The 26,227-nt window shown below is 65.7% G+C and carries 17 protein-coding genes and 4 pseudogenes; 15 read left to right on the top strand and 6 right to left on the bottom strand.

Features of this window, described 5'->3' with window-relative positions:
• Positions 1-303: 303 nt before the first annotated feature.
• The 3 genes from ACQVLG_RS22035 to ACQVLG_RS22025 form a co-directional block, all read right to left on the bottom strand.
• Entirely contained in the window at positions 304-2,391 is a 2,088-nt protein-coding gene (locus tag ACQVLG_RS22035) for a TonB-dependent receptor (protein ID WP_474291001.1), read from the bottom strand.
• A gap of 98 nt (positions 2,392-2,489) precedes the next feature.
• Complete coding sequence (locus ACQVLG_RS22030; RefSeq protein WP_077403781.1) at positions 2,490-2,885, bottom strand: DUF2946 domain-containing protein; 396 nt, start codon at positions 2,883-2,885, stop codon at positions 2,490-2,492.
• Positions 2,886-2,940: 55 nt separating this feature from the next.
• On the bottom strand, positions 2,941-5,076 hold the full coding sequence (locus ACQVLG_RS22025; RefSeq protein ID WP_474291000.1) for a TonB-dependent siderophore receptor: 2,136 nt from the start codon (positions 5,074-5,076) through the stop codon (positions 2,941-2,943).
• Between the two features lie 245 nt (positions 5,077-5,321).
• On the opposite strand from ACQVLG_RS22025, the gene ACQVLG_RS22020 reads away from it, so the two are divergent.
• Genes ACQVLG_RS22020 through ACQVLG_RS22005 form a run of 4 tightly spaced genes read left to right on the top strand, consistent with a single transcriptional unit; the run spans position 5,322 to position 9,915 of the window.
• Positions 5,322-6,380, top strand: a complete 1,059-nt coding sequence (locus ACQVLG_RS22020) for a DUF748 domain-containing protein (protein ID WP_474290999.1) — start codon at positions 5,322-5,324, stop codon at positions 6,378-6,380.
• Entirely contained in the window at positions 6,368-8,800 is a 2,433-nt protein-coding gene (locus ACQVLG_RS22015) for a DUF748 domain-containing protein (protein ID WP_474290998.1), read from the top strand. Before ACQVLG_RS22020 ends, ACQVLG_RS22015 begins: the two co-directional genes overlap by 13 nt.
• A 21-nt stretch (positions 8,801-8,821) precedes the next feature.
• Positions 8,822-8,998, top strand: coding sequence for a hypothetical protein (locus tag ACQVLG_RS22010; RefSeq protein ID WP_474290997.1), 177 nt, complete (start codon positions 8,822-8,824; stop codon positions 8,996-8,998).
• A 17-nt stretch (positions 8,999-9,015) separates the two neighbouring features.
• On the top strand, positions 9,016-9,915 hold the full coding sequence (locus ACQVLG_RS22005; RefSeq protein ID WP_474290996.1) for a hypothetical protein: 900 nt from the start codon (positions 9,016-9,018) through the stop codon (positions 9,913-9,915).
• Between the two features lie 75 nt (positions 9,916-9,990).
• On the opposite strand, the pseudogene ACQVLG_RS22000 reads toward ACQVLG_RS22005, so the two are convergent.
• Positions 9,991-11,965: pseudogene (locus ACQVLG_RS22000) on the bottom strand (membrane-bound PQQ-dependent dehydrogenase, glucose/quinate/shikimate family).
• A gap of 787 nt (positions 11,966-12,752) precedes the next feature.
• Between ACQVLG_RS22000 and ACQVLG_RS21995 the strand changes: the two are divergent.
• From ACQVLG_RS21995 to ACQVLG_RS21945, 11 genes and pseudogenes are all read left to right on the top strand, one after another.
• Positions 12,753-14,454 (top strand): annotated as a pseudogene (locus tag ACQVLG_RS21995) (methyl-accepting chemotaxis protein).
• A 49-nt stretch (positions 14,455-14,503) separates the two neighbouring features.
• Entirely contained in the window at positions 14,504-15,118 is a 615-nt protein-coding gene (locus ACQVLG_RS21990; protein ID WP_474290995.1) for a hypothetical protein, read from the top strand.
• Between the two features lie 24 nt (positions 15,119-15,142).
• A complete protein-coding gene (locus ACQVLG_RS21985; protein WP_230538220.1) occupies positions 15,143-16,057 on the top strand; it encodes an HDOD domain-containing protein in 915 nt (304 codons plus the stop codon).
• 74 nt (positions 16,058-16,131) lie between these two features.
• A pseudogene (locus ACQVLG_RS21980) lies at positions 16,132-16,757 on the top strand (response regulator).
• Positions 16,758-16,784: 27 nt separating this feature from the next.
• Positions 16,785-17,147 carry an Hpt domain-containing protein gene (locus ACQVLG_RS21975; RefSeq protein WP_230538222.1) on the top strand — a complete coding sequence of 121 codons (363 nt, stop codon included), beginning with the start codon at positions 16,785-16,787 and terminating at the stop codon, positions 17,145-17,147.
• Complete coding sequence (locus tag ACQVLG_RS21970) at positions 17,144-19,147, top strand: sensor histidine kinase (RefSeq protein WP_474290994.1); 2,004 nt, start codon at positions 17,144-17,146, stop codon at positions 19,145-19,147. Before ACQVLG_RS21975 ends, ACQVLG_RS21970 begins: the two co-directional genes overlap by 4 nt.
• Entirely contained in the window at positions 19,041-19,394 is a 354-nt protein-coding gene (locus tag ACQVLG_RS21965) for a response regulator (protein WP_474295754.1), read from the top strand. The genes ACQVLG_RS21970 and ACQVLG_RS21965 overlap by 107 nt, the downstream gene beginning before the upstream one ends.
• 156 nt (positions 19,395-19,550) lie before the next feature.
• Entirely contained in the window at positions 19,551-21,272 is a 1,722-nt protein-coding gene (locus tag ACQVLG_RS21960) for a sensor histidine kinase (protein ID WP_474290993.1), read from the top strand.
• Between the two features lie 74 nt (positions 21,273-21,346).
• Positions 21,347-24,097, top strand: coding sequence for an ATP-binding protein (locus ACQVLG_RS21955; RefSeq protein ID WP_474290991.1), 2,751 nt, complete (start codon positions 21,347-21,349; stop codon positions 24,095-24,097).
• Positions 23,986-24,768: an Hpt domain-containing response regulator gene (locus ACQVLG_RS21950; protein WP_474290990.1), complete on the top strand. Its 783-nt coding sequence runs from the start codon at positions 23,986-23,988 to the stop codon at positions 24,766-24,768. Before ACQVLG_RS21955 ends, ACQVLG_RS21950 begins: the two co-directional genes overlap by 112 nt.
• A gap of 33 nt (positions 24,769-24,801) precedes the next feature.
• Positions 24,802-24,927, top strand: a complete 126-nt coding sequence (locus tag ACQVLG_RS21945; protein ID WP_263643050.1) for a hypothetical protein — start codon at positions 24,802-24,804, stop codon at positions 24,925-24,927.
• Between the two features lie 7 nt (positions 24,928-24,934).
• Here ACQVLG_RS21945 and ACQVLG_RS21940 read toward each other — a convergent pair whose 3' ends face one another.
• Complete coding sequence (locus ACQVLG_RS21940; RefSeq protein WP_474290989.1) at positions 24,935-25,999, bottom strand: NnrS family protein; 1,065 nt, start codon at positions 25,997-25,999, stop codon at positions 24,935-24,937.
• A 23-nt stretch (positions 26,000-26,022) separates the two neighbouring features.
• Positions 26,023-26,145: pseudogene (locus ACQVLG_RS21935) on the bottom strand (NnrS family protein); the annotation flags it as partial.
• Between the last annotated feature and the right edge of the window lie 82 nt (positions 26,146-26,227).

The raw sequence follows: 26,227 nt of genomic DNA, 5'->3' as shown, positions 1-26,227 counted from the left end.
GCGCTCTGTCGATGCCGTCGGACAGAGGACTGCCCGACGTAGTAGAACGGAAATCTTTAAATGCGATCATGTACACCCTTTTTATCAGCCAGCACGCTGTCCACCGATAGCAACAAGCCTCGCTATCGCACCTGTGCGGCAAACGCCGAAAACGGGACGCCAGAAACAGGACACCATGCAGCATAACAAATTACCAAGAGGAAACATGCGCACATTGTCACGAGCACCTGGCTTTCGCCGACACGGCAAGTTCGGCAGGCGCCTTCCATAGCCCGCATCGGTATCTGAAAGGCGCCGTAGCTGTTAGAACTTCAGCTGCAGCCCCAGATCAATCGACCTGCCCTCGGCCGGCAAGGCTTGCAGCGCGCCGCCGTTCGCCTTCAGGCCGGACAAGTACACGCCGCCCAGCGGGTCCGCATACGCGCGGTTGAACAGGTTGCTGACACCGGCGCTCAGGCTGGCCATCTTGTTCAATGCCACGCTGCTGCGCAGGTTGACGAGCGCATAACCACCCGTTTCCGGTTCGAAGCGGCGGGCATCGACCTTGTCCTTGCGGGCCACGATCTTCGTTTCGATGCGGCTGCTCCAGGCACCCAGCTTGTGCTCGACGGCCAGCAAGGCGTTGAACGGCATCATGCGGTACAAATCGCCGCCATCGCTGCGCTTGCCCCGCGTGTAAGCGGCGTTGCCCGTCGCCATGAAGCGCCCCAAGCGCGCGCTGCTGGCCAGCGGCAACTGCCACGCCACATTCGCGCCGTACAATTTGGCGTCGTGGTTGGCAAAGCGCAACAAGTTGCCGTTCGCGCCCATTTTCATGTACGGGTGGAAAGACGCCAGCACGTCGACGTCGATGTAATTGTCGACCTTGCTGTAATACGGATTGACGCGCAGGAACCAGCCCTCCTCGCCGCCGCCATGCCAGTCGGCCGTGAAAGCCGCCGTGTACGCCGTCTCGGGTTTCAGGTCGATACTGCCCACATAGCCGTTGCCGTCGCCAAACCAGTTGGTCATGGTCATGGCCATCGAGCCGCGGCCCCACGAGTAGCGCTCGTACAAATTGGGCGAGCGCACCTTGCGCGCCAGCGCGAATTCATAGCTGCTGGCAAGGTCCGGCGTGAAGGTGGCTTGCGCCGTGGCATCGATATTCGTGTCGCGCTGGCTGCGGCTGCGCGCATTGAAGGCTTTGGCAGCCATCAGGTCCGGCATGTTCATCATGTTGGTGCCGTACGATTGCACGTCGCCCGCATCCATGCGCACGGATTCGCCGCGCACGCCCAGCACGCTCGTCCAGCGCGCAGCGTGGCGCGTTTCCAGTTCGCCGAACAGCACGGTGCGGTCGCGCTTGCCGTCATTGATGTTCAGGTAGGTGCGCGGCCCCATCATCATGGAACCGGGCACGGCCGGCCAGTAGTCGTCGAGGCGGAAGCCGTGCCACTCCTGGCCCAGGCGCAACTCGCCCGCCGCCGTCGGCAGGCTGGCCATCAAGGCATAACCGGTGTTGCGTCCATGCGTAATCATCGGCATCGAACCCTTGCGCTCGGGCGAGAAAAAGCCCATCTCATGGTCCGTCTGCTGCCAGTAGGCACGCGCATCGAACACGCCCCAGGCAAACGTGCCCTGGTAGGCCAGGTTGGCAAACTGGCCATGGTTGTCCGTCATGTCCATATACTGATTCGGGAAACCCTGGTACGGAATGTGCTGCACGCCGGCGCGCAGGGTCAGCTGCTGGCCATCGCCCTTCGCCGCCAGCACGATGGCCTGGTTGACGCTTTCATACATACTGGCCAGCACTTTATTGCCGTGGCCATCTTCATAGCTGTGGCCGCGCGTGTAGGCGCCGCTGTAGCCGATGCTCAGCGTGTCGCTGGCGGCCGAGGCGTTCACGCTGGTCGCCACGCTGTTGTTGACGCTGCGCCCCGACACGGCAAAGCTGCCTTGCGTGAGCAGCCCCGCGCCGGGCTGGGCGAACACGGGCGCGTTCGATTGCACCTCGATGGTGCCGCCGATGCTGTCGCCGCCCGCGCTGACTTGTGTGACGCCCGCGATCAGGCGGATGCGCTGCACTTGTTGCGGATCAATGTAGGACAGCGGCGCATTCATATGATTGGCACAGGCGGACGTCAGTTCCATGCCATCGATGCGAATCTTGATGCGGTCATCGGCAAAGCCATTGACCACTGGCAAGCCGGACACGCCGCCGCCGGCCGCCACGCTGTAGCCGGGCGTGCTGCTGAGCATCAGCGCCGTGTCGGCGGCGGGACGGTAGCCGTCACCTATGGCCGTGACGATGACTTTCATCTCGGGCAAGACGGTGGTGCCTGCTTCATTGCGGGTTTGCGCCACGGCGGGCATGGCGATGGCGAGGGAAATCAAGAACGGTAAATGTTTCATGGTGCTGCTTTCAGATTCTGTATGGGTCAGACGAACGGCCGCAAGCGCAGCACAGCACATTGCCGCGCGGCGCAAGGCAGTTCAGGATAAGGGACAGGTCAGAAAGCGGCGGGCGGGCCGCGGGGCTGGACGGGCGTCCAGGCGAACAGCGGCGTAGCGGATTGGTAGAACAGTTCGGGCAGCAAGCCCGTGATGAGCTCGCCTGACGCGAGCACGAGCGAGGTAGGCGGTATCGACAAGGTGTCGGCATGCATGCTGCAGCACGGGCAATCGCCCATGCGCATGCCGCCCTTGGAAGTATCGGGCGCGTCCGTGGAAAACGTTGCCGGCAGCATGTTCATGCCGCCCGCCACCGAGCAGATTTCCAGGCTGGGCACGGCCAGGCCGCTGGCGACCGTCAGCGCGCGCGACACCGTAGGGGCGAGCGTGGCCAGGAAGATGGCGATACACGCGATCCACAGGACGATGCTGGCCTTGCCTTTGCTGATGAACATGGCAACATTGTATCAGGGCAAGGCCCCTGCGCACAGGGTGCAGGTCAAGCCTTGCTTACAAATCCACCTTCATCGACAGCTTGATGGCGCGCGGCGCACCGGACGCCAGCCGCGTGCCGGCGCCGGCCCAGTAGCGCTTGTCGGCAAGATTTTCCACGTTCAGCTGCCAGACGACGGCCTTGTCCAGCACGCGGCTCGCATAGCGGGCGCCCGCGCTGAACAGGCTCACGCCGCCGAGGAATGCCTGGTTCAGGTCGTTCACGGGACGCGCGCTGTAATAATACGCGCCGCCGTTGACGGACAGGCCAGGCACGGCGTCAAACGCGTAAGCGAGGAAGGCGCTGGCCGTGCGTTTCGACGCGTTTTCCGGCGCCTTGCCGTTGTAATCGGCGTTGATGTTGGCGAACCTGGGGTCGAGCAGCTGGGCCGACGTTTGCCACGACAGCTGGCGCGTCAGTTTGCCTTGCGTCGAGATTTCCAGGCCGCGATAGCGCTGTTCGCCATCCGACGTAAATATATTGCTGGCATTCGTGTAGTAGCCGGGGCGCGTGATGTCGAACAGCGCGGCGGAGACCAGGGTACCAGCCGGCGTCAGCCAGCGTGCACCCAGTTCCTTTTGTTTACTCACGCCGGGCGCCATCTTGACGCCCTGGTTGGCCGTGCCCGTCGGGCCCGTCTCGCCCTCTTCCAGCCCCCGCGCCGTGGAGGCGTAGAACGACAGTTCGGGCGTGGCCTTGTAGATCAGCGAGGCCATCGGCGTCGTCTTGCTGACGTCGTAGTGGCTGGCGCCCTGGTCGCTCTGGTAACTGCTGCGGCGCACGCCGATGACGCTTTGCCATTGCGGGCTGAAGACCATGCGGTCGAGCGCGTACAAGCCCGTGTCGCGCGTCTCCAGCGCGGCCGTCGTGGGCGACGCCGGCTTGGGACCGAACACGACATTCGTCACGGGCACGGGCTGGTACAGGTTTTGCGACGCGATCATGTAGTTGCTCTGGTAGATAGGGTCTTGCGATTTGTCCGTGCGCGAGGCGCCCAGGGTCAGTTCGTGGGCAATCGAGCCCGTATTGAAATTACCGGCCAGTTCCGCGCGCAGCAAATCCGACGCCGTCACGCTGTGCTGGATATTGCCCGTGATGCGGCCCGCGCCTGTGGCCAGCGCCGCCGCATTGTTCAGGCGAAAGATCGCCAGGCGGCGATCGCGCGCCGTTTCCGAGTGGCCCGCCTCCACCGTCAAGGCCCAGCCATCCGTGATGGCGTAGTCGGCGCGCAATTGCGCGTTTTTCGTCTGCGCCTCGAAATTCGACCAGTCGGGGCCGATCAGCTGGCGCGGGTCGACGGCGCGCGGCAGGCTGATCACGCCTTTCACGGCGGCCGGCAAGGCCACGCCCGCCTGTTCCGTCACCTTGCGGCGGTCGTATTCCAGGTCCGCCTTCAGCAGCAGTTTATTTGTCACGCGCCAGTCCAGCGCGGTGGAGAGAAAGCTGCGGTTGCCATTGCCGACATGATCGAGGTAGGAACCCAGGGTGCCGCCGGCGGCGTTGATGCGCACGCCGAATTCCTGCTGCGCGCCAAAGCGGCGGCCCACGTCGACATTCGCCACGGCGCTGCCGCGGTCGTCAAGGACCAGGCCCATGCTGGTGACGGGCTGGCTGCCAGCCCGCTTGGTGACGAAGTTGACGACGCCGGCCGGCGACGTAAAACCGTAGTACAGGGCCGAAGCCCCCTTCAGCACTTCCACCCGCTCCTTGTTTTCCATGGGCACTTGCGAGAAGTTCATGATGGGCATGGAGCCGTTGAGGCGGTAATTCGTGCGGTTTTCCACGGCGATGCCGCGGATGACCAGCTGATCCCACGTTTCGCCGCCGTTTTGCTGGCGCGTCACGCCTGCCGTATTGCGCACGGCGTCGTACAGGCCGGACACGGCTTGCTGTTCCAGCAATGCGCGCGTGATCACGTTGACAGTCGAGGGCACGTCCATGATGCTGGCGCCGCGAAAGCTGCCCGCTTCCGTGGTCACGGGCACCAGGCCTTGCGCGCGGGCACCCGTCACTTGCACGGCCTGCATGACTTTCTCATCGCCAGCCGTCAAGTCATCCTGGCCGCTGGCGGCATGGGCCGCATGGGAAGCGAAGGCCAGCGACAAAGCGGCGGCGACTGGAAGTAAGCGGGTGCGGGGAGAGACGACAGGCATGACATCGGGCTTTCAATGAGAAAATATGTACGAATGGAAACTTACGGTTAGCGGGCATGATACCGATAATGAGAATCATTATCAAGTAAGAGTGAGTTTGTGTGAGTTTTATAGGGGAAACAAGGCCACCGTGGCGCCTGTTATCACTTGAACACGTTTGAATTTTGCAGACGAGGCCGCAAAGAGGCATACTGACAGTCACGGCACCCAAGATGCGCCGCCCAACAAGGTCAAAAGGTAAGTTCGTGAACACAATCGACAACAAAAGCGTGCAGACGAAAACATTTCGCTGGAAACGCTGGCAGCGCTGGGCCCTTGGCACCGGCTGCGCCCTCGCCGCCTACAGCGCGGCCGGCTTCTGGCTGGTGCCCTACGTCATCAAGAATCAGTTGCCCAAATTTGCAGAAAAAGAACTCGCGCGCCAGGCCAGCATCGCCGACGTGCGCTTCAACCCGTTTACCTTGCGCCTGGAAGCGGATCAGATCGCTTTCAAGGAAGCGCCCGGCGCAGATGGCAAGAGCGATGCGCCGCTGCTGTCCATCGGCGCCCTGGCCGTGCAGCTGGAATGGAAATCCATCGTGCGCCGCGCCTGGAGCCTGGCGGAAATCCGCATCACGGCGCCCCAGGCGCATTTGACCATCGCGCCGGACGGCAAGTTCAACCTGGCCGAAGTGCTGGCCACCTGGCAACGCAATCACCCGGACAAGAGCGAAGGCGGCATGCCGCGCCTCGTCATCGCCCACTTTGCGCTGGAACAAGGCAAAGTGGACTGGCAAGACCAGAAAGCGGGCTACGCGGACAACTTCACGCCGATCAACTTTACGCTCGACAATATTTCGACCTTGCCCGACGCCAACGGCAGCTACAGCCTCAGCGCCGACGCGGCGCGCGGCGGCAAGCTGCACTGGCGCGGCACGGCCTCGCTCAGCCCCATCCGTGGCGAAGGCGAACTGATACTGAACGACGCTTCCCTGCCCGGCCTGGCCGCGTATTTGAAAGCGTACACGCGCGCGACGGTGACGAGCGGCAAGCTGTCGGCCCGCCTGCCCTACGCCTTTTCCTATGCCGACGGCACGCTGCAAGCGACGGTCAAGGGCGCGGGCCTGGCCTTGCGCGACCTGGCGCTGGTGCAAGATGGCAAGGGCGCGCCATTTACATCGCTGGACACCCTGGGCATCGCCGGCGTGAATGTGGACCTGGCGCGCCAGAACGTCACGGTGGATAAAATCAATCTGTACGGCGGCAAGGTGGCCGTGCGGCGCAACAGCAAGGGCGCAAGGGCGAGATCGATGTGGCGAACCTGATGCTGCCGGGCAATCCCGCACCCGTAGCATCGGCCGCCGCCGCGCCAGCCAAGCCTGGCAAGTGGAAGGTGGATTTAAAACAGCTGGCGCTGGCCAATGTGGACGTGTCCGCCATCGATGAAACCGTCTCGCCCGCCCTGCAATTGAGCGCCAGACAGTTGCAACTGCAGCTTCAGCTGGGCTTGCAGCAAGGGCCAGCGGGCATGGCTACCGTGATCGACGGCGCGAATTTCAGCCTGGCCGATCTGGCCATGCAGCGCGGCGCGCAAACGCCGTTCAAGCTGGCCCAGCTGGGCTTTACGGAAGGCAAGATCGACCTGGCGGCGCATACCGTGCACCTGGGCGCCGTGACGGCCAGCGGCGCGCAGATCGACCTGGCGCGCAACCGCCAGGGAGAGTTTGCGATTGCGCAAAAGCTGCCCGTGTTTGCCTCCAGCAAGGCCGACGCAGGCAAGGAAACCGCTTCCGCGCCGTGGTCCACCCAGGTAGACAAGGTAGAACTGAGCAAGTTCGGCGCCCGTTTCGACGATGCGGGCACGGGCATCAAGGGCACGCTGCAGGACGCGCGCCTGTCGCTGCACAAGGTCAGCAACGATATGAAGCAGGCGCTGCCGTTCGAGCTGGGCGTGGGCCTGCGCGAAGGCGGCTTGCTCACTGCCAACGGCAAGTTCGTGCCGGGCACGGGTGCCGTCGATGCGCAGCTGAATTTGAAACAGCTGACCCTGGGGCCCGTGCAACCCTTGCTGGCGCAGCATGTAAAGCTGAAGCTGGCGGGCGGCACCCTCTCCGGCAGCGGCCGCCTGACGACGGGCGGCGGCGCGCCGAAAGCGCCCAAAGTGCGCTATGAGGGCGGCGTGGATATCGCCGGCCTCGTGCTCAATGAAACGGATGGCAAGCGTTTTGCCTCATGGAAAAGCGTGCGCGCCGACAAGCTGACGGCCAGCGTGGGCCCCGATTTTGTCGACATCCCCGAGCTGCGCGTGGTCGAACCGAACGCCCAGCTGATCATCGAAAACGACCGCAGCCTGAACGCGCAGCGCCTGCTGGTGAAACCGCCCGAGCCTGCCACGGCGCCCTCCCCGGCTCCTGCGACCGCCACTGCGCAGGCGGCCGACGCCGCCTTCCCCGTGCGCGTACGCCGCGTGCGCCTGCAGAATGCCAAGCTGGACTTTGCCGACCTCAGCCTGCGGCCCCAGTTTGCGGCGAAAATCTATGAATTGAACGGCGTCGTCACGGGCCTGTCGACGAAACGCGATGCGCGCAGCCAGATCGAACTCGATGGCCGCATCGACGAATTCGGCCTGGCCCGCGTGCGCGGACAATTAAATCCCTTCGCCCCGACCGACAACACGGACTTGAACGTCGTCTTCAAGAACGTCGACATGGTCTCCGCCTCGCCGTACACGATGAAGTTCGCGGGATACAAGGTGGCCGAAGGCAAGATTTCGCTGGACTTGCAATACAAGGTGCGCAACCGCCAGCTCGACGGCACCAACCAGATCGTGCTCGACAAGCTGACCCTGGGCGAGCGCATCGACAGCCCGGACGCCTTGAAGCTGCCTTTGGAACTGGCGCTGGCCATCCTCAAGGATAGCGACGGGCGCATCGACCTGGGCTTGCCCGTGTCGGGCGACATGAACGACCCGCAATTCAGCTATGGCGCGCTGATCTGGAAAGCCGTCGGCAATGTGCTGACCAAGATCGTCACGGCGCCGTTCCGCGCGCTGGGCAACTTGCTGGGCATCAGCGCCGACAAGCTGGAAGCCATCGATTTCGATGCGGGCAGCGCCGTGCTGCTGCCGCCCGAACGGGAAAAGCTCAAGCAGGTGGCGCAGATCCTCTCCAAGCGCGAACAGCTGAAGCTGGCCGTGCCGGGCCAGTACAGCGACACGGACGGGGCCGCCCTGCGCGCCCAGGCCGTGCGCCGCGCCGTCGCCGCCAAGGCCGGCATCAAGCTGGAAGCGGGCGAAGAACCGGGACCGCTGAACCTGGGCGAACGCAAGATACGGGGCGCCCTGCGCGACCTGTACGGCGAACGCTTCGGCAAGGCCGAGCTGGACAAGCAGAAGAAGGCGGCGGAGTCGGCCGTACCAGCCGGAGCGGTGGCATCCGCCGTTGCCTCCGCTCCGGCAACGGCCAAGATCCCCGTCCTGCAGCGCCTGGGCAAGCTGATCGAGGGCGAGCCGCAAGTGGCCGACACGGGGGCTTTCTATAACGGCTTGCGCGAGCAGCTGGAAGCCAGACAGCCCCTGCCTGCCGATGCATTGAATAAACTGGGTGCCCAGCGCAGCGCGGCGATTCTGGCGGCCCTGCAGCAGGACGGCACGCCGGCGGCCAGGGTCAGCGCGGGGGCGCCGGAAAAAACGGAGGCCGCACCGGGCAAGCTGGTGGGGCTGAAACTGGGATTGGCGGCACAATAAGATATGGGAACCATCTGACGCATGAAAAACCTCGACAAGGTAGCGCCCTATACATCGTCTGTCACGCAAGGCGACTGGGGCACAATGACAACACTGCTTGCTGAAACAGCAATATCAGCCAAAGACAGCATCTCCTTTGCTGAAAAGACGCTGCTGGCTAACTATGTGTATGAAAAAAAAATGGCACCTACAAGCTGATATATACGACTGTCGGGATGGATGGCAGTATTGAAAACTACGTCGAGGATGACGGCATCTTGCCGACACTGTTCCTGAGTCCGGATCAGGAAAATTATGTTTCCGTCATTCCCTATCATCCTGATAAAGAACTGGAAATCAGCATTCCCGTCTTTCATCGTGAAGATGTGGAATTACCAAAGGGTAACCGTCCATGTACAGGAGACTTCATTGGAACGACGGACTCGCATTCGATATTTCACGACGTGGATTTTGACGATAAGAAACCGGACAAAATCCTGGCCATCGAGTTTATCAATGGGAAGCTGAAGAAGAAACACAATAGCAAGGTCCCCTTGCCCGCAAATAATCGCATCGCCATTTGCAACAAGGCGATCCACTTGCTGGCAAATGACGGCAGCATCCTGCTGCACCGGGAGATCGATGAAAAAGGCAATGTCACGCGCTCGCGGGAGATCGGCGCGAACGATATCCATGTATTGCAGATATTAAGCGCCTCCTTCGACAAGGATTCTTATCTGCTGGCGCAAGAAAACGATAAAATCATTATCGAAAAAATAGCTGCGTCCGGGGCAAGCGAGATCATTGAATTGGTGGACTTTGCCGACCCGCTGTTCAATACATGGCAACCAGTCGACATCGCTGACGACACTTTTGTCACGCGTTTCAATACCGAGTTTGGAAACGGCTGGCTGACCACGCAAAATGATAAATTACTGGAAATATTCTATAGCAAAGGCGTGCAAGGCTACCGGAACCTGCTGACCAACGAGGTTCTGTCGATACCCGGTGACAAATTGATCATTTCCAGCATCAACAAGACCACGGAGCGTGCCTATGCGGTCGTGCTCTACCCGCTGGCGGACGATACTGCGGATAATGCCGAACTCATCGTCTTGAATCGCCGCTTGCCATAGCGTCGGGGCCCTTATGGCGGCGCATCCGCGGCATGGCCAGACCATGCCGCGGATGCGCTTCACTTACTTTTCTTCTTACTTCCCTTTCCCCGCCCCCTTCACCGCCTCGTCCGGCAAGGCGAACGCCACCAGGCTGTCGCCCATCTTCGTGCCCAGGGAGCCATGGCCGCCGGCCATGACGACGACATATTGCTTGCCCGTCTTGTCGGAGACATAACTCATCGGCGTGGCCTGGCCGCCGGCCGGCAGGCGGGCTTTCCATACGGTTTTGCCATTGCGCACGTCGTAGCCGCGGATGTAGTAATCGAGCGTGCTGCTGAGAAATGCCACGCCGCCGCCCGTCGTGCTCATGCCGCCCAGGCTGGGCACGCCCAGCGGCAGCGGGATGGGCACGGGTGCGCTGTCCATGGTCGTGCCGTTCTTGTGCATCCACACTTTTTTCATGGTGCGCAAGTCGACGGCGGCCACATAGCCCCATGGCGGCGCCTGGCAGGGGAAGCCCAGCGGCGACAGGAAGGGCTTGATTTCCACGGCGAACGGCACGCCCGTCTGCGGCTGCAAGCCCTCTCTCCGACCCCGTGCCGCCCGGCGCATTGGCTTGCGCGCGCGGCACCAGCCGCTCCAGAAAGCCCATGTAGTCGGGATTGACCAGCAGCAACTGACGCACGGGATCGACGGCCGCCCCGCCCCACTCGAAGATGCCGAGCGGACCGGGCGAGATGATGGCGCCCTTGATCTTGCCTTCGGCCACCGTCTGCGGCGTGAACGGCCCCTCGTAGCGGTGCTGGCGGAAGATGATGCGGCACGCCAGCTGGTCGAACGGCGTCGTGCCCCACATATCCGTTTCGCTGATGTGTTTCTCGGGCAAGAAAGTGAGGGCCGAGAACGGCTGCGTGGGCGACAGGCGGTCGCCGGGGGCCGCGTTGGCGGTCGGCACGGGTTTTTCCGGCGCCGGCACGACCAGGCTGCCGTCGCGCCGGTCGATCACGTAGATGTCGCCCCGTTTCGTCGTGGCGACGACCGATGGGACTTTGCCTTTCGGCGTGTCGATGTCGACCAGGGGGGGCTGGCCGCCGATATCCATGTCCCAGATATCATGGTGCACGGTCTGGTAGACCCAGCGCACTTTCCCCGTGGCAAGATCGAGCGCGACGATGGCGCTGTTGTACTTTTCACCATTCGGGTTGCGCTTGCCGCCCCACGTGTCCGGCGTTTCATTGCCCATCGGCACGTACACCATGCCCAGCTTTTCATCGACGCTGGACACGCCCCAGGAATTGGGCGAGTTGTTCGTATAGGTTTTTCCATCGGCGATCGGCGCCGTGTCGTCCGGGTTCGAGGCATCCCAGTTCCACATCAGCTTGCCGGTGACGGGATCGTAGCCGCGGATCACGCCCGACGGTTCTTCCGTGGAAAAGTTATCGGTCACGCTGGCGGCCATCACCACCACGTTCTGCGCCACGGCCGGCGGCGACGTCGGCATCAGAAAGCCCCGTTTCTTCATGCCCATGCCATGGTACAGGCCGATCACCCCGTTTTCGCCAAAGCTCTTGCACGCTGCGCCCGTATCGGCATTGACGGCGATCAAGGTGGCGTCCATGGTGGGGGCGAAGATGCGGCGCGGGCACTCCATGCCGGCCGCCTCGGGCGCAGGGTCGCCCTTGGCGCGGCCCGCGTTGACGTCCCAGTAGGCGACGCCGCGGCAGATCATGTGCTGGTAGCTGGACGCGTCGCGGTTGATCTTCGGATCGTGGCGCCACAGCTCCTTGCCCGTATCCGGATCGAGCGCGATGACGATGTTATGCGGCGTGCACAGATACAGCATGCCGTTCACTTTCAGGGGCGTGACTTCATTGGCGATCTCGCCCGGATCGTTCGGCCCCTTGAAGTCGCCCGTGTGGTAGACCCACGCCTGTTTCAGCTGCGCGGCGTTGGCCGGCGTGATCTGCGCGGCCGGCGCATAGCGGTCGCCATAGCCGGAGCGGCCATACGCGGCCCAGTCGTTGGGCGCCACGCCGGGCGCGTAGTCGCCCTGCGGCGCGGCCGCCATGTTCTCGGCCGGCACTTCGCCGTGCAAGGTGTAGTAATCCTGGAACAGGGAAAAGATAGCCACGGCGGCCGTCAGCAGCACGGCCGCCGTCAAGGCGCTCTTGCCCGCGTCGCGCGGTTTGGCGCCGTGGATCAGGGCCGGCGCCAGACGGCGGTCGACGAACGGCAGCAGCAGCCAGACGGCGGCGGCAAACCAGATATCGAGGCGCGGCAGCAATTGCCACCAGTCGAACTTTACTTCGATGACGGACCAGATCAGGGTGGCAAACAGCAGCAGCGCGAGGAAAAGCTGGGCGCTGCGCCGCCCCTTCCCCACGAGCGCGCCCGCGACGAGCATGCCGATGCCGGCCACCACGTAATACCAGGAACCGCCGAGGCTGACGAGCCAGGCGCCGCCGCCAGCGAGCGCCAGTCCAAGCAGGATAAAGACGACTGCGGTAATGACTAACAAGGGTCCAGGCCGGGTAGAGGCAGTCATGATGCTCCTTTGCAAGGGTAAGTCGGCGGCACGCGCCAGCGCACCGAATTGACGGCGATCAATGCAATTTCATTTTTTCACCAATCGGCAAAGCGTGGCACACGCGAGAGCGCCCGCCGCGTGCCGTGTGGCTTTTTATACACGAACTGACCGTCAAGCCAGATACAGCAGTGCGATTTTGATGAAAATCATTGAATAAAATAAATCAACAACAAATTTCTCGAATAAAACATATTTTTATCGTAAAATGGAAAAAACATCGAAACCAAGCACTTTTCGTGAATTTCACTTCATTGGAGCGGTCCCCATCATGACTATTGCCAAACGCCTGTACTTATTGATCCTTGCCGTCGTCCTGGGATTGGCCGCCCTGACGGGCTTTGGCATCTACCAGATGAATCGCGTGTACACGGCGGCCAGCTATGCCACCGTCAACACCGTTCCCAGCCTGCTGACCCTGAACCAGGCTTTCGTGCCGTTCGCACAGATGCGCACGGCCGTCTGGCAACACATGGCCAGCAAGGATGCCGCCAGGCGCGACGCCCTGGAAGCGGGCATCAAGGAAGCGCGCGCGGCAGTCGGCCAGGCGCTCGACAAGTATGAAAAAGAAAACCTTTCCGATGAGCAAGATAAAGCACTGCTGGCCGCGGACCGCGCCGTGCTGCAGCACTACGACGCCGTACGCGACAAGGTACTGACACTGTCGAAGGCGGGAGAACTCGACGCGGCGCGCGACTTTCTGATGCAGAGCCAGCCCGTCATCAAGGAACTGGTCGATGCCCTCGCCGCCCACCACCGCTACAACGAAAGCCTGGCCACCAGGGGAGCCGCCGAGGGCGCCGCCACCGCGGCCAGCGCGCGCTGGATTTCGCTCGGCCTGGCCCTGGCCGTGACGGCGCTGGTGGCCGGCATGGGCCTGCTGCTGGCGCGGCGCATCGCCTCTTCGCTCGAGAGCGCCATCGGCGTGGCCCGCACCATCGCCGGCGGCGACCTCAGCGCACAAATCAGCGCCACCTCGAACGACGAGGTGGGCCAGTTGATGAACGCCATGGCGGAGATGAGCGGGAGCCTGGTGCGCATCGTGTCCGAAGTGCGCTCCGGCACGGACACCATCAGCACCGCGTCGGGTGAGATCGCAATGGGCAACCTGGACCTGTCGGCGCGCACGGAACAGCAGGCCGGCTCGCTGGAAGAAACCGCCTCGGCCATGGAAGAACTGACGGCCACCGTGCGGCAGAACGCGGACAATGCCCGCCAGGCCCAGCAAATGGCGGTCAGCGCTTCGGACAAGGCGCAACGGGGCGGCCAGGTGATGGACGACGTCATCCGCACCATGGAAGCGATCGACAGCGCGTCCAACAAGATCGCCGACATCATCGGCGTCATCGACGGCATCGCCTTCCAGACGAATATCCTGGCCCTGAATGCGGCCGTGGAAGCGGCGCGCGCCGGGGAACAGGGGCGCGGCTTTGCCGTCGTGGCGACCGAAGTGCGCAACCTGGCGCACCGTTCGGCGGCGGCGGCCAAGGAAATCAAGACTCATCGGCGACTCCGTGCAACAGGTGGGACAAGGCGGCAAGCTGGTCCGGCAGGCCGGCGCGGCCATGACGGAAGTGGTCGACACGGTGCGCAGCGTCACCGACATCGTCAGCGAAATCTCGGCCGCCAGCGTGGAACAAAGCACGGGCATCGAGGAAATCAACCGCGCCATCACGCAAATGGATGAAGTCACGCAGCAGAATGCGGCCCTGGTCGAAGAGGCGGCGGCGGCATCGCAATCGCTGCAGGAGCAGGCGGGCATCCTGGCCGGCGTGGTGGGCACCTTCAAGCTGGCGCACGGGCAAGCCGGCGCGGCGGCCCGGCCAGCGCCGCCTCAAGCGCCCCGCGCGCCTGCCGCCCCGCGGCCGGCACAGCGCAAGGCGTCGCTCAAGCTGGTCGCCACGCCTGCCCCGGGCCAGTCCAAGGGCACGGCCACGGCGGTGGCCGACTCCGGCGACTGGGAAGTATTTTAGGTCCGCCATCACGCAAGATAACAAGCATCGTCCGTACTGGAGCACTGCCATGAACGCCTTACTCTCCATCCACCCCTTCCTTCGCTGCGAAGACCTCTCGCTGATGCGCCCGGCGCTGGCGCTGGCGGGCCTGCTGTTGCTGCTGGCCGCCCTGCTCTGGCGCCGTACCCGCTGGCGCCATGCCGGCCGCCCGCCGGCCGCAGGCGGCACGCCGCCCGATCTGCATCAGCTGCTGCAAACGCGCAAAGCGGCCCCGCCGGCCAAGGCGGCTGACAGCGCACCGCCGCCGGCGCCCAGGGCAGCGGACACGCCGCCCTTCGAGGCGGCCCGGCTCGACGCGATGTTCGGTTACGACCGGCGCCTGCAGGGCGAGATCCTGGCCCTGTTCGTGGCCGAGACGCGCGACCGCCTGGCCGGCATCGCCCATGCGCTGCGCTGCGAGCGGGCCGCCCCCGCACGCGTGCTGGCGCAGGAAATTCTCGACGGCAGCCAGGCCATGGGACTGCTTCCCTTGCAGGCGCTGGCGCGCCAGGCCGGCCGTGCATGCGGGCTTCTCCAACGATATCGGCGCGCTGCGCCTCCTGCATGCGGATCTGCTGATGGCGCTCGATGCGCTGTCGCAAGCCGTCACGGCCCTGCAAACGGGCACGGCGCAAGCCGATGACTATAGCGACATCGGGAGCCGGCCATGAGCGCGCACATCGACCTGGCAGGCTTGCTCGGCGGCGCCATCCTGCCTTCGCCCGCCTGGCGCCAGCACTGGCTGGCGAGCCGCTGCCAGCAGCAGGTTCCGCTCGATGAGCTTGCCGAACAGATAGGCTGCGATCCGGCCCTGACCGGCAAGGTCATCGGCCTGGCGAATGCCGGCGTACCACCGGGCGAACGCATGCATGCTGCAGTCAACGCCGCGCTGCTGGAAGCCATCGGCCTGCCCGCCCTGCGCGAGGCGATCGCCGCCCCGGCCCCGCCAGCGGCCACCTGCGCGCATTTCGACGCGCAGCGCTTCTGGTCGCACTCGCTGGCCATGGCGTGCGCCGCCCGCGTGGCGGGCGACGCGCTGCAGCTGGCGCCGGCCGATGAGCTGTACAGCTGCGGCTTGCTGGCCAACTGCGGCCAGCTGGCCCTGGCCACCTTGCATCCGCAGGAATATGGACAACTGCTGGCCCAGCATGGCGACGCTGCCGGCGCCCGGCTGCTGTGCGCGGAGTCGCGGCGCTTCGGCCACCACCGGCTGGCGCTGTCGGCCAGCCTCATGCGGGGCTGGGGCATGCCGGAGATCCTGTGCGACGCCGTGCGCTGCCATGCCGCGCCGCCCGGCTTCGGGCGTGCCGGGCACATGACGGACCTGGCCTGGCTGCTGAAGCTGGCCAGCAGTTTCGCCGACTTGATACTGCGCAATGGTGCAGGGCCGCGCGGGCCAGCCCTGGCCGCCGCGCGGGTACTGGGCCTGGACGCAGAACACATGGAAACCCTGCTACGCCACAGCAACGCCGAGTGGAGCGAATGGCGCGAGATCCTGGCAGCGCCCGCCCATGTCGCCACTTGCCGCACGCGCACCAGGCCCCGGCCCGCCACCGGCCAGGTTTTTAGTGAATTCATCTAATTCGTTGAAATTGATTTTTTGAGCGCGATTGCGTATCATTCCCTTCAACTTCATCCGCGACCATAAAGTCCATCATGCACACTGCAGACGTTTGCACTACCCAAAAGGCCGCCGAAATCCTCGGTATTTCGGTGACATCGGTACAGCAACTGGTCGAGGCAGGCGTAATCGAAGCCTGGAAAACCAAGGGCGGCCACCGGCGCATTCCCCTCGCGGCCGTCGAGGCCTACAAGGGCAATCCCGGCCAGCCGGGCCAGGACCAGCGCGCGGCGCGCGCCAGCCGCCCCGCCCCATCAGGCCGTCCGCCCTCCATCCTGGTAATCGAAGACAATCCGATCGAGCGCGCGCTGTATGAAAAGCAGATCGGCTCCTGGGGCTTGCAGGCGGCATTGCGCTTTTGCGAGAACGGCTACCAGGCGCTGATGAAATCGCCCGCGACCAGCCCGACATCCTGCTGGCCGACATCGTCATGGAAGGCATCGACGGCTACGAGGTGATCCGCACCATCCTGGCCGATCCGCTGCTGGCGGAGATGCATATCGCCATGCTGTCGAGCCTGACGTCGGAGGAACTCGAAGAACGCGGCGGCGTGCCGCCCGGCGTGGTGTTCTTTGCCAAACCCGTCAATTACGACGAGCTGCGCGGCTATCTGCGCGCCTGCTGCGCCGGCCATGCGCGGCGCAACAGCCTGGCCGCCTAGTTCACCACCTTTGTCCGGGAGTCCAGCATGCCAGCCTATCGCCACATCGATCCCGCCGTGCTGTTCCAGGCCACCGGCCATGACCTGGAGATGTTCCGCGCCCTGTCCCAGACCTATCTGGACACGTCGCCGGCCATGTACGCGCGCGTGGAGCAGGCCGTGCGCGGCGGCGCGGCGCAAGCCATCGTGCATGCCTGCCATACCCTGCGCGGCACGGTGGCCCTGCTGGGCGCCCGCGCGCTGACGGCGCGCCTGGCGGAACTGGAGCAGCTGGTGCGCCACCAGGGCGTGGCGGCGCCCGGCTGGCTCGCAGAAACGGCGGCGCTGCTCGGCGCGGTGGAACAGGAGGTACGCCGCAGCATGCTTGACTACACGGGCGCACAGGCATGAATGCGCGCCGGGCCATCCTGCGCCTGGTCCACCGCTATCCGCCGCGCACCACGGCAGCCGTGGCCGGCCTGGCGCTGGTGGGCCTGCTGGCGCTGTGCATCGTCATCTCCGGCATGCTGCTGCACCGCGAAGCCGTCGAAGACTGGAAACGGGATCTGTCCAACCTGTCGCTGCTGCTGGCGGAAAACACGGCGCAAAGCATGACGGCGGCCCGCCTCGTGCTCGACAGCGTCAGCAACGAAGTGCAGGCAGCCGCCCCGGCCGACGGAGCCGCGCTGGCCGCCACCGCCGGCAACCAGGCCATGCACCAGATGCTGCGGCACAAGATCGGCGGCGTGCCGCAAGTGGACGTGGTGTCCATCGTGGGCGGCGACGGCGCCGTGCTGGTCTTCAGCCGCGCCTTTCCCGCACCGCCCATCCGCCTCGACGAGCGCGATTATTTCGATTACCACCGCCGCCACCCGGACGGCGGCATGCACGTCAGCGCGCCCGTGCAAAACAAGGGCAACGGTGCCTGGACCTTCTATATCAGCCGGCGCATCAGCGGGCCGGACGGCCGCTTCCTGGGCGTGATCCTGGTGGGCCTGTCGTGCGATTTCTTCAGCAAATTCTTCCAGAACACGAGCATCGGCGAGCATACGGCCTTTTCCCTGTACCGCAGCGACTACACCCTGCTGGCGCGCTGGCCTGCCGCCCCCGCCATGATGGGCAAGCGCAACCTGACGGGCAGTACCTACCGCCTGCTGGAACAGGGCAAGACGCATGGCGTGCTGCAGGTGGACTTGCCGCGCGCGGCCGAACAGGGCCGCCCCGTCGACCGCCTGGCCGGCATCCGCCTGGTGCGCGACTATCCGCTGGCCGTCAACGTCACCGTCACGGACGAAGTCTACCTGGCGGGCTGGCGCCGCATGCTGCGCACCATGGGCGGGGCGGCGCTGGTCAGCCTGCTGGCGGTGGCGCTGGCCGTGGCGCTGATCATGGGCCTGCTGCGGCGCCGCGAGCGCGACACGGCCCAGGCGCTGGCGCTGCAGGCGCACGCGGAAACGGCCAATGCCGCCAAGTCGCGCTTCCTGGCCATCATGAGCCATGAAATCCGCACGCCGATGGCCGGCATCGTCGGCATGGCCGAACTGCTGCTGGAAACCCCGCTCGATGCGACGCAGCGCCACTATGCGGCCAACGTCAGCAACGGCGTGCACGACCTGATGCACATACTCAACGACATTCTCGACCTGTCCAAGGCCGAGGCGGGCCAGATGGGCGTGGAACTGCGCGACTTCGACCCGCGCCAGCTGCTCGACGACCTGCTGGCGCTGCACCACGCGCAGGCGGACCGCAAAGGCTTGCAGCTGGTGGCCGAGGTGGACCCGCGCGTGCCGCGGCAGGTGTGCTCGGACCGCACGCGCATCGCGCAAATACTGGGCAACCTGGTCGGCAACGCCATCAAATTCACGGCGTCGGGACAGGTGACGGTGAGCCTGCAGCTGGCGCCTGGCGCACCGGACAGCCCCGGCACGGCCGCCCTCCTGTTCCGCGTCAGCGACGCCGGCATCGGCATGATGCCCGAGCAGCTGGGCCGCGTCTTCCAGCCCTACTGCCAGGCCGACGCCAGCATCAGCGGCGCATATGGTGGCACGGGACTGGGCCTGGCCATCTGCCAGCAGCTGGCCGGACTGCTGGGCGGCGAGATCGGCTGCGACAGCACGCCCGGCGCCGGCTCGCGCTTCACCGTGCGCATCCCGTGCGGCCCGGCCGCGCCGGCTGGCGCGCCGCAGGACGATGCGTGCGCCGCGCCGCCTGCCGCACCGCCCGCCCCCGTCCCTGCGCCCTGCGCCGGCACCGGAGCCGGAGTCCGCGCCCGCGGCCCGCATCCTGCTGGTCGAGGACACGGCGCTGAACCGCCAGCTGGTCTGCCTGCAGCTGGGCGGGCGCGGCTACGCCATCGATACGGCGGAAAACGGCGAGCTGGGCCTGCTGGCCCTGGCGGCACAGCGCTATGACCTGGTGCTGATGGATTGCATGATGCCCGTCATGGATGGCTACCAGGCTTGCCAGACGCTGCGCGCGCGCGAACTGCGCAGCGGTGCCGCGCGTACCCCCGTCATCGCCCTGACGGCGGGCGTCACCGACGACGACAGGCAGCGCTGCATGGATGCCGGCATGGACGCTTACCTGTCCAAACCCTTCACGGCGGCCCAGTTGCGCGAGCTGGTGGAACACTGGCTGGCACGCCAGGCCGCATCCTAGGCGCAGCGGTCAAATACAACACTTACCACAAATAATTCAATTTTATCGATTAAATCATTTATATTCGATATAATTGATCTCAGAGAGAGTAATGCAGTCCGTGTCCAGGTCCGCCATCGCGGCGGCCGTCACGGGCCGACTACTGTGGGAGGCGGCATGCGGCACGACATCACACCACGATTGAAATGGCAGGCCCTGCCTTGGGAACGCCTGGACACGCGCATCCTGCTGTCGTTTTTCGTGGCCCTGCTGCTGGCCGGCCTGTGGGGCGTCACGCTGCGGCAACTCGACCACGCCCACGAGCGGGCCATCGCCGACGCCCAGCGCGATGCGCGCAGCATGGCGCGGGTCTTCGACGAACATGCGATACGCACCATCGAAGGGGCCGACCAGGCCGTCACTTACCTGCGCGGGCGCTACAATGCGCTGGGAGACAAGCTCGACATCGTCACCGACCTGCAGCAGGGGCTCAATCCCGGCCCCCTGTATAACCTGTTCAGCATCGTCAACGAGCGGGGCGACACCGTACTGACGAGCAAGCCGTTCAAACCCACCAACCTGGCCGACCGCGAGCACTTCCAGGTGCACGTGCGCGGCGACAGCGGCGAACTCTACATCAGCAAGCCCGTGCTGGGCCGCGTGTCGAAAAAATGGTCGATCCAGCTGACGCGGCGCATCAATCACCCCGATGGCAGCTTCAAGGGCGTGGTGGTGGCGTCGATGGATCCGTATTACTTCACGCGCCTGTATGACGAGGTCGACCTGGGCAAGAACAGCTCCATCGCCCTCATCGGCACCGATGGCGTGATGCGGGCGCGCCGCGTCGGCAGCGTCAACACCATCGGCCAGGACGTCGGCGACAGCGCTCTGTTCGCGCAGATGCGCGGCAAGACGCGCGGCAGCTTCCTGCAGCGCAGCCCCATCGACGGCACCCTGCGCTACTACGCGTTTGAAAAGCTGGCGCACTATCCGCTCTACATGCTGATCGGCCTGGACCGCGACACGGTGCTGGCCGACTACGCTTCGCGCCGCGAGCAGGCGCTGCTGATGGCGACCGTCACCAGCGCGCTGATCGTGCTGTCGTGGGCCGCGCTGGTGCTGCTGATCGGGCGCCTGATCGACAGCCGCGCCAGGGCCATCGCCGCCAGCGAAGCGAAGTCGCGCTTCCTGTCGAACATGTCGCATGAGCTGCGCACGCCGCTCAACGGCATCCTCGGCTTTTCCGACCTGCTGCTGGAGCAGCTGCAGCCGCAGCCCGGGCTGGCCAGCCACGCGCAGGCCATACGCGCCAGCGGCCGCCAGCTGCTGTCGCTGGTCGAGGCGACCATGGAACTGAGTGCCCTCGAGGGCGGCCAGCTCAGGCTCAAGTGCGCGGTGGAGCCGCTGCCCGGCGTGCTGGCCCAGGCGCTGGCGCCGTTCCGCCAGCGCGCGGCGGAGCAGGGCATCGCCCTGGCCTGGTGCGCCGCCGATACGCCGTCGCACCTCGTTTGCGACCGCCCGCGCCTGGTGCGCCTGCTCGCCATCCTGCTCGACAACGCGCTGCGCTTCACGCCCGCCGGACGCATCGACGTGCGCGTGGCGCGCCACGCCGGCCAGCTGCGCATCGCCGTGTGCGACACGGGCGTCGGCATCGCGCAGGCGCAGCAGGCCAGCATCTTCGAGAAATTCTCGCAGGCGGACGACACGCCCAGCCGCGCGCATGGCGGCGCCGGGCTGGGCCTGGCCATCGCCAGCCACCTGGCGGTCCTGATGGGCGGACGCATCGCGGTGGAATCGGCGCCGGGCCAGGGTGCCGTATTCAGCCTGTACCTGCCGCTGGCCGACACGGCGCAGCCGGTGGGCCACTTCGACAAATTGACCACACTATCGGCTGAGTAGTCACAGGGAAAGTTGTTCTTCTCCCCTATACGGTATAGCATCGTCACATGATCCGACTACCAGGTGGCGACGCAGTGCACAGACGACTGATTGAGTGGCTTTTTTTTCTCCTCGGACTGCTGGTCATCGGCGTCACCCTGGCGTATCTGCACCTCGCCGAAGCCACGCGGCACGCGGCGGCGGAACGCGAGCGGCTGGAGGTGCTGACGGCGCTGCTGGCAAAGAATATCGAAGTCGACCTGGCCGCCACCAACCTGGTGCTCGAAGGCGTGATCCGCGACTTTCTCGGCCCCGCGGCGGAAACGGGCGCCAGCCAGGCCCTGCCCCGGCGCCTGACCGCCCTGGTCGACGCCATGCCCGGCGTGCGCACCATGCTGGTGCTCGACGCCAGCGGCAAGCCCCTCGCCACGAATATCCCGGAGTTGATGCAACAGGATTTTTCGCGCCGCGGCTACTTCCAGACGGTGCGCGACGCGCCCGACGCGCACATGCTGTACCTGTCGCCGCCCTTCCGCTCGTTCAGGAACGACCTCGTGATGACGGCCGCGCGCATGGTGCCGGACCGGCAGGGCCGCTTTGCCGGCCTGGTGATGGCCACCTTCGATCCCGAATATTTCACGGGCAAGTTCCGCACCGCCATGTATGCGGGCGACGTGTGGGCCGTGGTGCTGCACGGCGACGGCCACCAGTTCCTCAACTACCCGGCCAAGGGCGCCGTCGACGGCAGCAACCTGGACGTGCCCGGCAGCTTCCTGCGGCGCCTGCGCGACAGCGGCCAGCCATCGGCGGTGCTCGACGGTGTGATGGTGCCCGGCCAGCCCGCCAGCCCGCCGCGCATGATGGCCATGGCCACGATCGCGCCGCCGGCGCTGCACATGGACCGCGCGCTGATCATCGGCCTGAGCCGCGAGGAAGCGGCCATCGCCGCTCCGCTGCGGCGCCAGGCAACCGGCTATGCCATTTTCTTCGCCATCCTGGCCGCCACCGGCAGCGCGCTGCTGTACTGGAGCCAGCGGCGCCGGCGGCACCTGGCCGCCTGGCACGCGCAGCAGGAAAGCGCGCGGCAGGCCATGCAGGCCGTGTCGGACAGCGAAACGCGCTTTCGCACGCTGATCGAGGATGCGCCGCTGGCCATCGCCATCCTGCGCCATGGCCGCTTCGTCTATTCGAACCCCCGCTACCGCCACTTGCACGGCTACGCCCTCGAGGACGACTTGAGCGGCCTGCCGTGGCGCAGCATGCTCACGGCAGAATCGCAGGCGGCGCTGGCGAGCAGCGAGGCGCTGATCGAGGCCGATTCCGCCAGCGAGCAGGTCTTCGAAGCAGTCGGCCTGGACAAGCAGGGACGGCCCGTGCCCATCCTCAAGACGACGGCCCGCGTGATGCTCAAGGACGGGCCGGCAACGCTGATCTTCGTGCAGGACATATCCGCGCAAAAACAGGCCGAGGAAGCCATGCTGCTGGCGCGCGACGGGGCCGAGGCGGCCAACCGCAGCAAGGCCGAATTCCTCGCCAACATGAGCCATGAAATCCGCTCGCCCCTGAATGCCATCCTCGGCATGGCCTGGCTGCTGGAAAGAGGCGGCCTCGATGGCGAGGCGCTGCTGATGGCGCGCAAGATCCGCGCCGCCGGCCAGTCGCTGCTCGGCATTATCAACGATGTGCTCGACGTGTCGAAAATCGAGGCGGGCCATATGCACCTGGAGCAGGCGCCGTTCCGCCTGGCCGAGGTGATCGACAAGATCGCCGCCAGCATGGGCGTGGCCGTGCATGACAAGCCCATCGCCGTGCGCATCGGCCCCCTGCCCGACGGCATCGACCATGTGCTGGGCGACGCGCTGCGGCTGGAACAGGTGCTGGTCAACCTCACCAGCAACGCCATCAAGTTCACGGCGCAGGGCACAGTCGAGCTGCACACGGCGCTGGAAAGCCGCGATGGCGATGTCGCCGTGCTGCGCTTTTGCGTGCGCGACACGGGCATCGGCATCGCCCCCGAAGTGCAGGAAACGATCTTTTCCGCCTTCACCCAGGCCGACACCTCGACCACGCGCCGCTTCGGCGGCACGGGCCTGGGCCTGACCATCTGCCGCCAGCTGGTGCGTCTGATGGGAGGCGCCCTGCGCCTGAAAAGCACGCTGGGCCAGGGCAGCGAATTCAGTTTCACGGCGCCGCTGCAGCTGATGCCCGCGCGCGCGCGCGGCATGCCCGACATGCAGGGCCTGCACGTGCTGCTGGCCGACGGCAACGCCGCCACGCGCGCGACGGTCGGCGCCGTGGCGCAAGGCCTGGGCTGGAGCGTGCATGCGGTCGCCGGCGGCGAGGCGGCGCTCGACTACGCGCTCGCCTGCGCCGAGGGCGCGCGGCCCGGCACCGTCCTGCTGGCCGCGCACCTGCCTGACATGGATGGCGAAGCCGTTGCGCGCGCGCTGCGCGAGCACTTGCCGCCGCAAGATTGCCCCGTCGTCATCGTGGCGGCCAGCGGCGCGCCGGCCACGGCGCCCGCGCGGCGCCATACCGATCCGGACAATCCCGCCGATGCCATCCTCAACGAACCCGTCACGGCCTCCAGCCTGTACAACGCAACGATGGATGCGCGCCAGCGCCGCGCCGAACTGGCCGGCCTCGATGCCAGCCATGCGGCGCTGGAGGAACGCCAGCTCGCCGGCGTGCGCGTGCTGGTGGTCGACGACAGCGAAATCAACCGGGACGTGACGTGGTCAACCATATCCTGCGCGACCAGGGAGCCCTGCCCGCGTTCGCCTGCGATGGCCGGCAGGCGCTGGACTGGCTGCTGGATCACCCGGATGAAGTCGACATCGTGCTGATGGACGTGCAGATGCCCGTCATGGATGGCTTGCAGGCCACGCGCGCGCTGCGCCAGCTGCCGCAATTCCACGACCTTCCCGTGGTGGCGCTGACGGCGGGCGCATTCCAGACGCAGCAGACGGCGGCGCTGGAAGCGGGCATGAACCATTTCATCAGCAAACCATTCGACGTGCCGCAGACCATCGCCCTGGTCGCGCGCGTGCACCGGCGCCATGCACAAGGCTTGCCGGCCCTGCCGCCAGCCATCAGCGCGGCGGCGATGCCCGTGCCGCCATCCGGCACGGCACCCGTGATCGACCTGGCGCAAGGACTGGCGCAGTGGCTCGACGAGGCGCCCTACCGCCAGCACCTGTCGCGCTTTGGCGCCACGTACCGCAACACCGTCGCCACCATGCGCGCCCTGCTGGCGGCCAACGCGCGCGGCGACGCCGCCGCGCTGGCGCACAAGCTGGCCGGCGTGGCGGGCAGCCTGGCCCTGCCCGCCACCCTGCACGCGGCCCAGCGCGCGGAGCAGCTGCTCCACGCCGGCAAGGACGCGGCCGCCGCGCTCGACACCCTGGAACTGGCGCTGGCGCACGCCATCGATGCCGCCGCCGCATACACGGCACAGGCGCCGGCGCCTGGCCAGGCAGCCACGCCAGAAACGCAACATGGCAGCGCATGCCAATGATAAACTTGCCAATATAAAAAATCAGGAGACGCCATGATCTGGTGCAGGGATTTGCTGCTGAGAGCCTTGATGCTGGGCCTGCTGCTATTCGTCGTGGGCGAATCGCTGTCGTACTGGACGCCGGAAATCAGGAAACTGCTGGCCTGGCGCCCGTCCTGATACCAGCTTAGCCTTCGCGCCCATCCACCCTGGCGCGCCACAGATAGGGCGCATACACGCACGCATACAGGCCAAAGGCCAGCGACCAGCACGCGCCGGCCGCCAGCAGCAGCGGCATGGACAGCGCGGCGGGACCGGCGGCGGCCAGCAGGCGCGCCAGCGCGCCCAGCTGGATCAGCCAGTACATCGCCGCTTCCGCCCTGCCGCCCTTCAATGGACGGCCCGTATGGCCCAGGGTGGTGCGCGTCATCATGCCGATGATCAGGCCCGCCATCGATCCCACCGTCAGCGCGTGCAGCGCGGCGCTGGCCGGCAGCAGGCCGAGACTGGCCAGTCCCAGCAGCGCAAAGCCGATGCCTATCCACGCATACGACAGGTGCAGTATCCACAGCAGCGGCACGCGCACCGTGCGCTGCGGCTGCCAGGCCAGCAGGTTGGCCAGCGACACGCCGGCAGCACAGAACGCCAGCGGCGCCGTCAGCCAGGCTGGAGCACCGGCCAGCCACGCGATGGCGGCGGCCGCCATGCAGGCCACGGCGATCAGGGCCCGCTGCGGACTGGCCACGGGCGTGCTGCCAGGCGCGCCATTGCGCGTAAACATGGGAATGACGCGCGCGCCGATCACCGATTCGATCAGCACGATGATGAAGATGGCCGCCTGCACGGGCAGGAACAGCGACAGCGGCAGCCAGCCAAGCTCAGCCGCGTGGAACAGGCCATTGGCCAGCGCCAGCAAGGCCAGCAGACCGACGAGGAACAGGTTGCGCGTATTGCCCGAACGGCGCAGCACCTGGTACAGGGGCCAGGCGGCAAGCGGCAGGAACAGCCAGTCGACCAGCGCCGGCAACAGGCCGGGGCCGCACAGCATGGCCACGCGCCCGGCCAGCCACAGCCCCGCCAGCGCCATCAGCTGGACACCATGCGGCGTGGGCAAGCCCGTCCAGTTGCGTCCCGCCGTGTACAAGAAGCCCACGACGACGGCCACGGCAAAGCCGAACACCATCTCGTGCATGTGCCAGCCCAGGCCCACCTGCAAACCGCCCGGCAGCAGGCCCGCATAGCTGCCAGCCACAGGGGCATGGCGATGGCCGCAAACACGGCCGCCAGCAGGTAAAACGGGCGGAAACCCAGTTGCCAGACGGCGTGACCGGCTTGCCATGGCGCCGCGCCGGAGGCGGCGGGAGAGGAAGAAGGTTCGCTGATCGGGGTGATGGCCATGATGGAGTCGCCTTTAAAGATATATTCAATATACTACTTTAAAAGCGCAGGAACTGCCATCGGCAAAAAGGACTAGAGATAA

The sequence above is a fragment of the Janthinobacterium sp. TPC_1 genome, from assembly GCF_056037845.1.
Note: the sequence above shows the minus strand (reverse complement) of the source record. Positions and strands in the feature narration are given on the sequence as shown.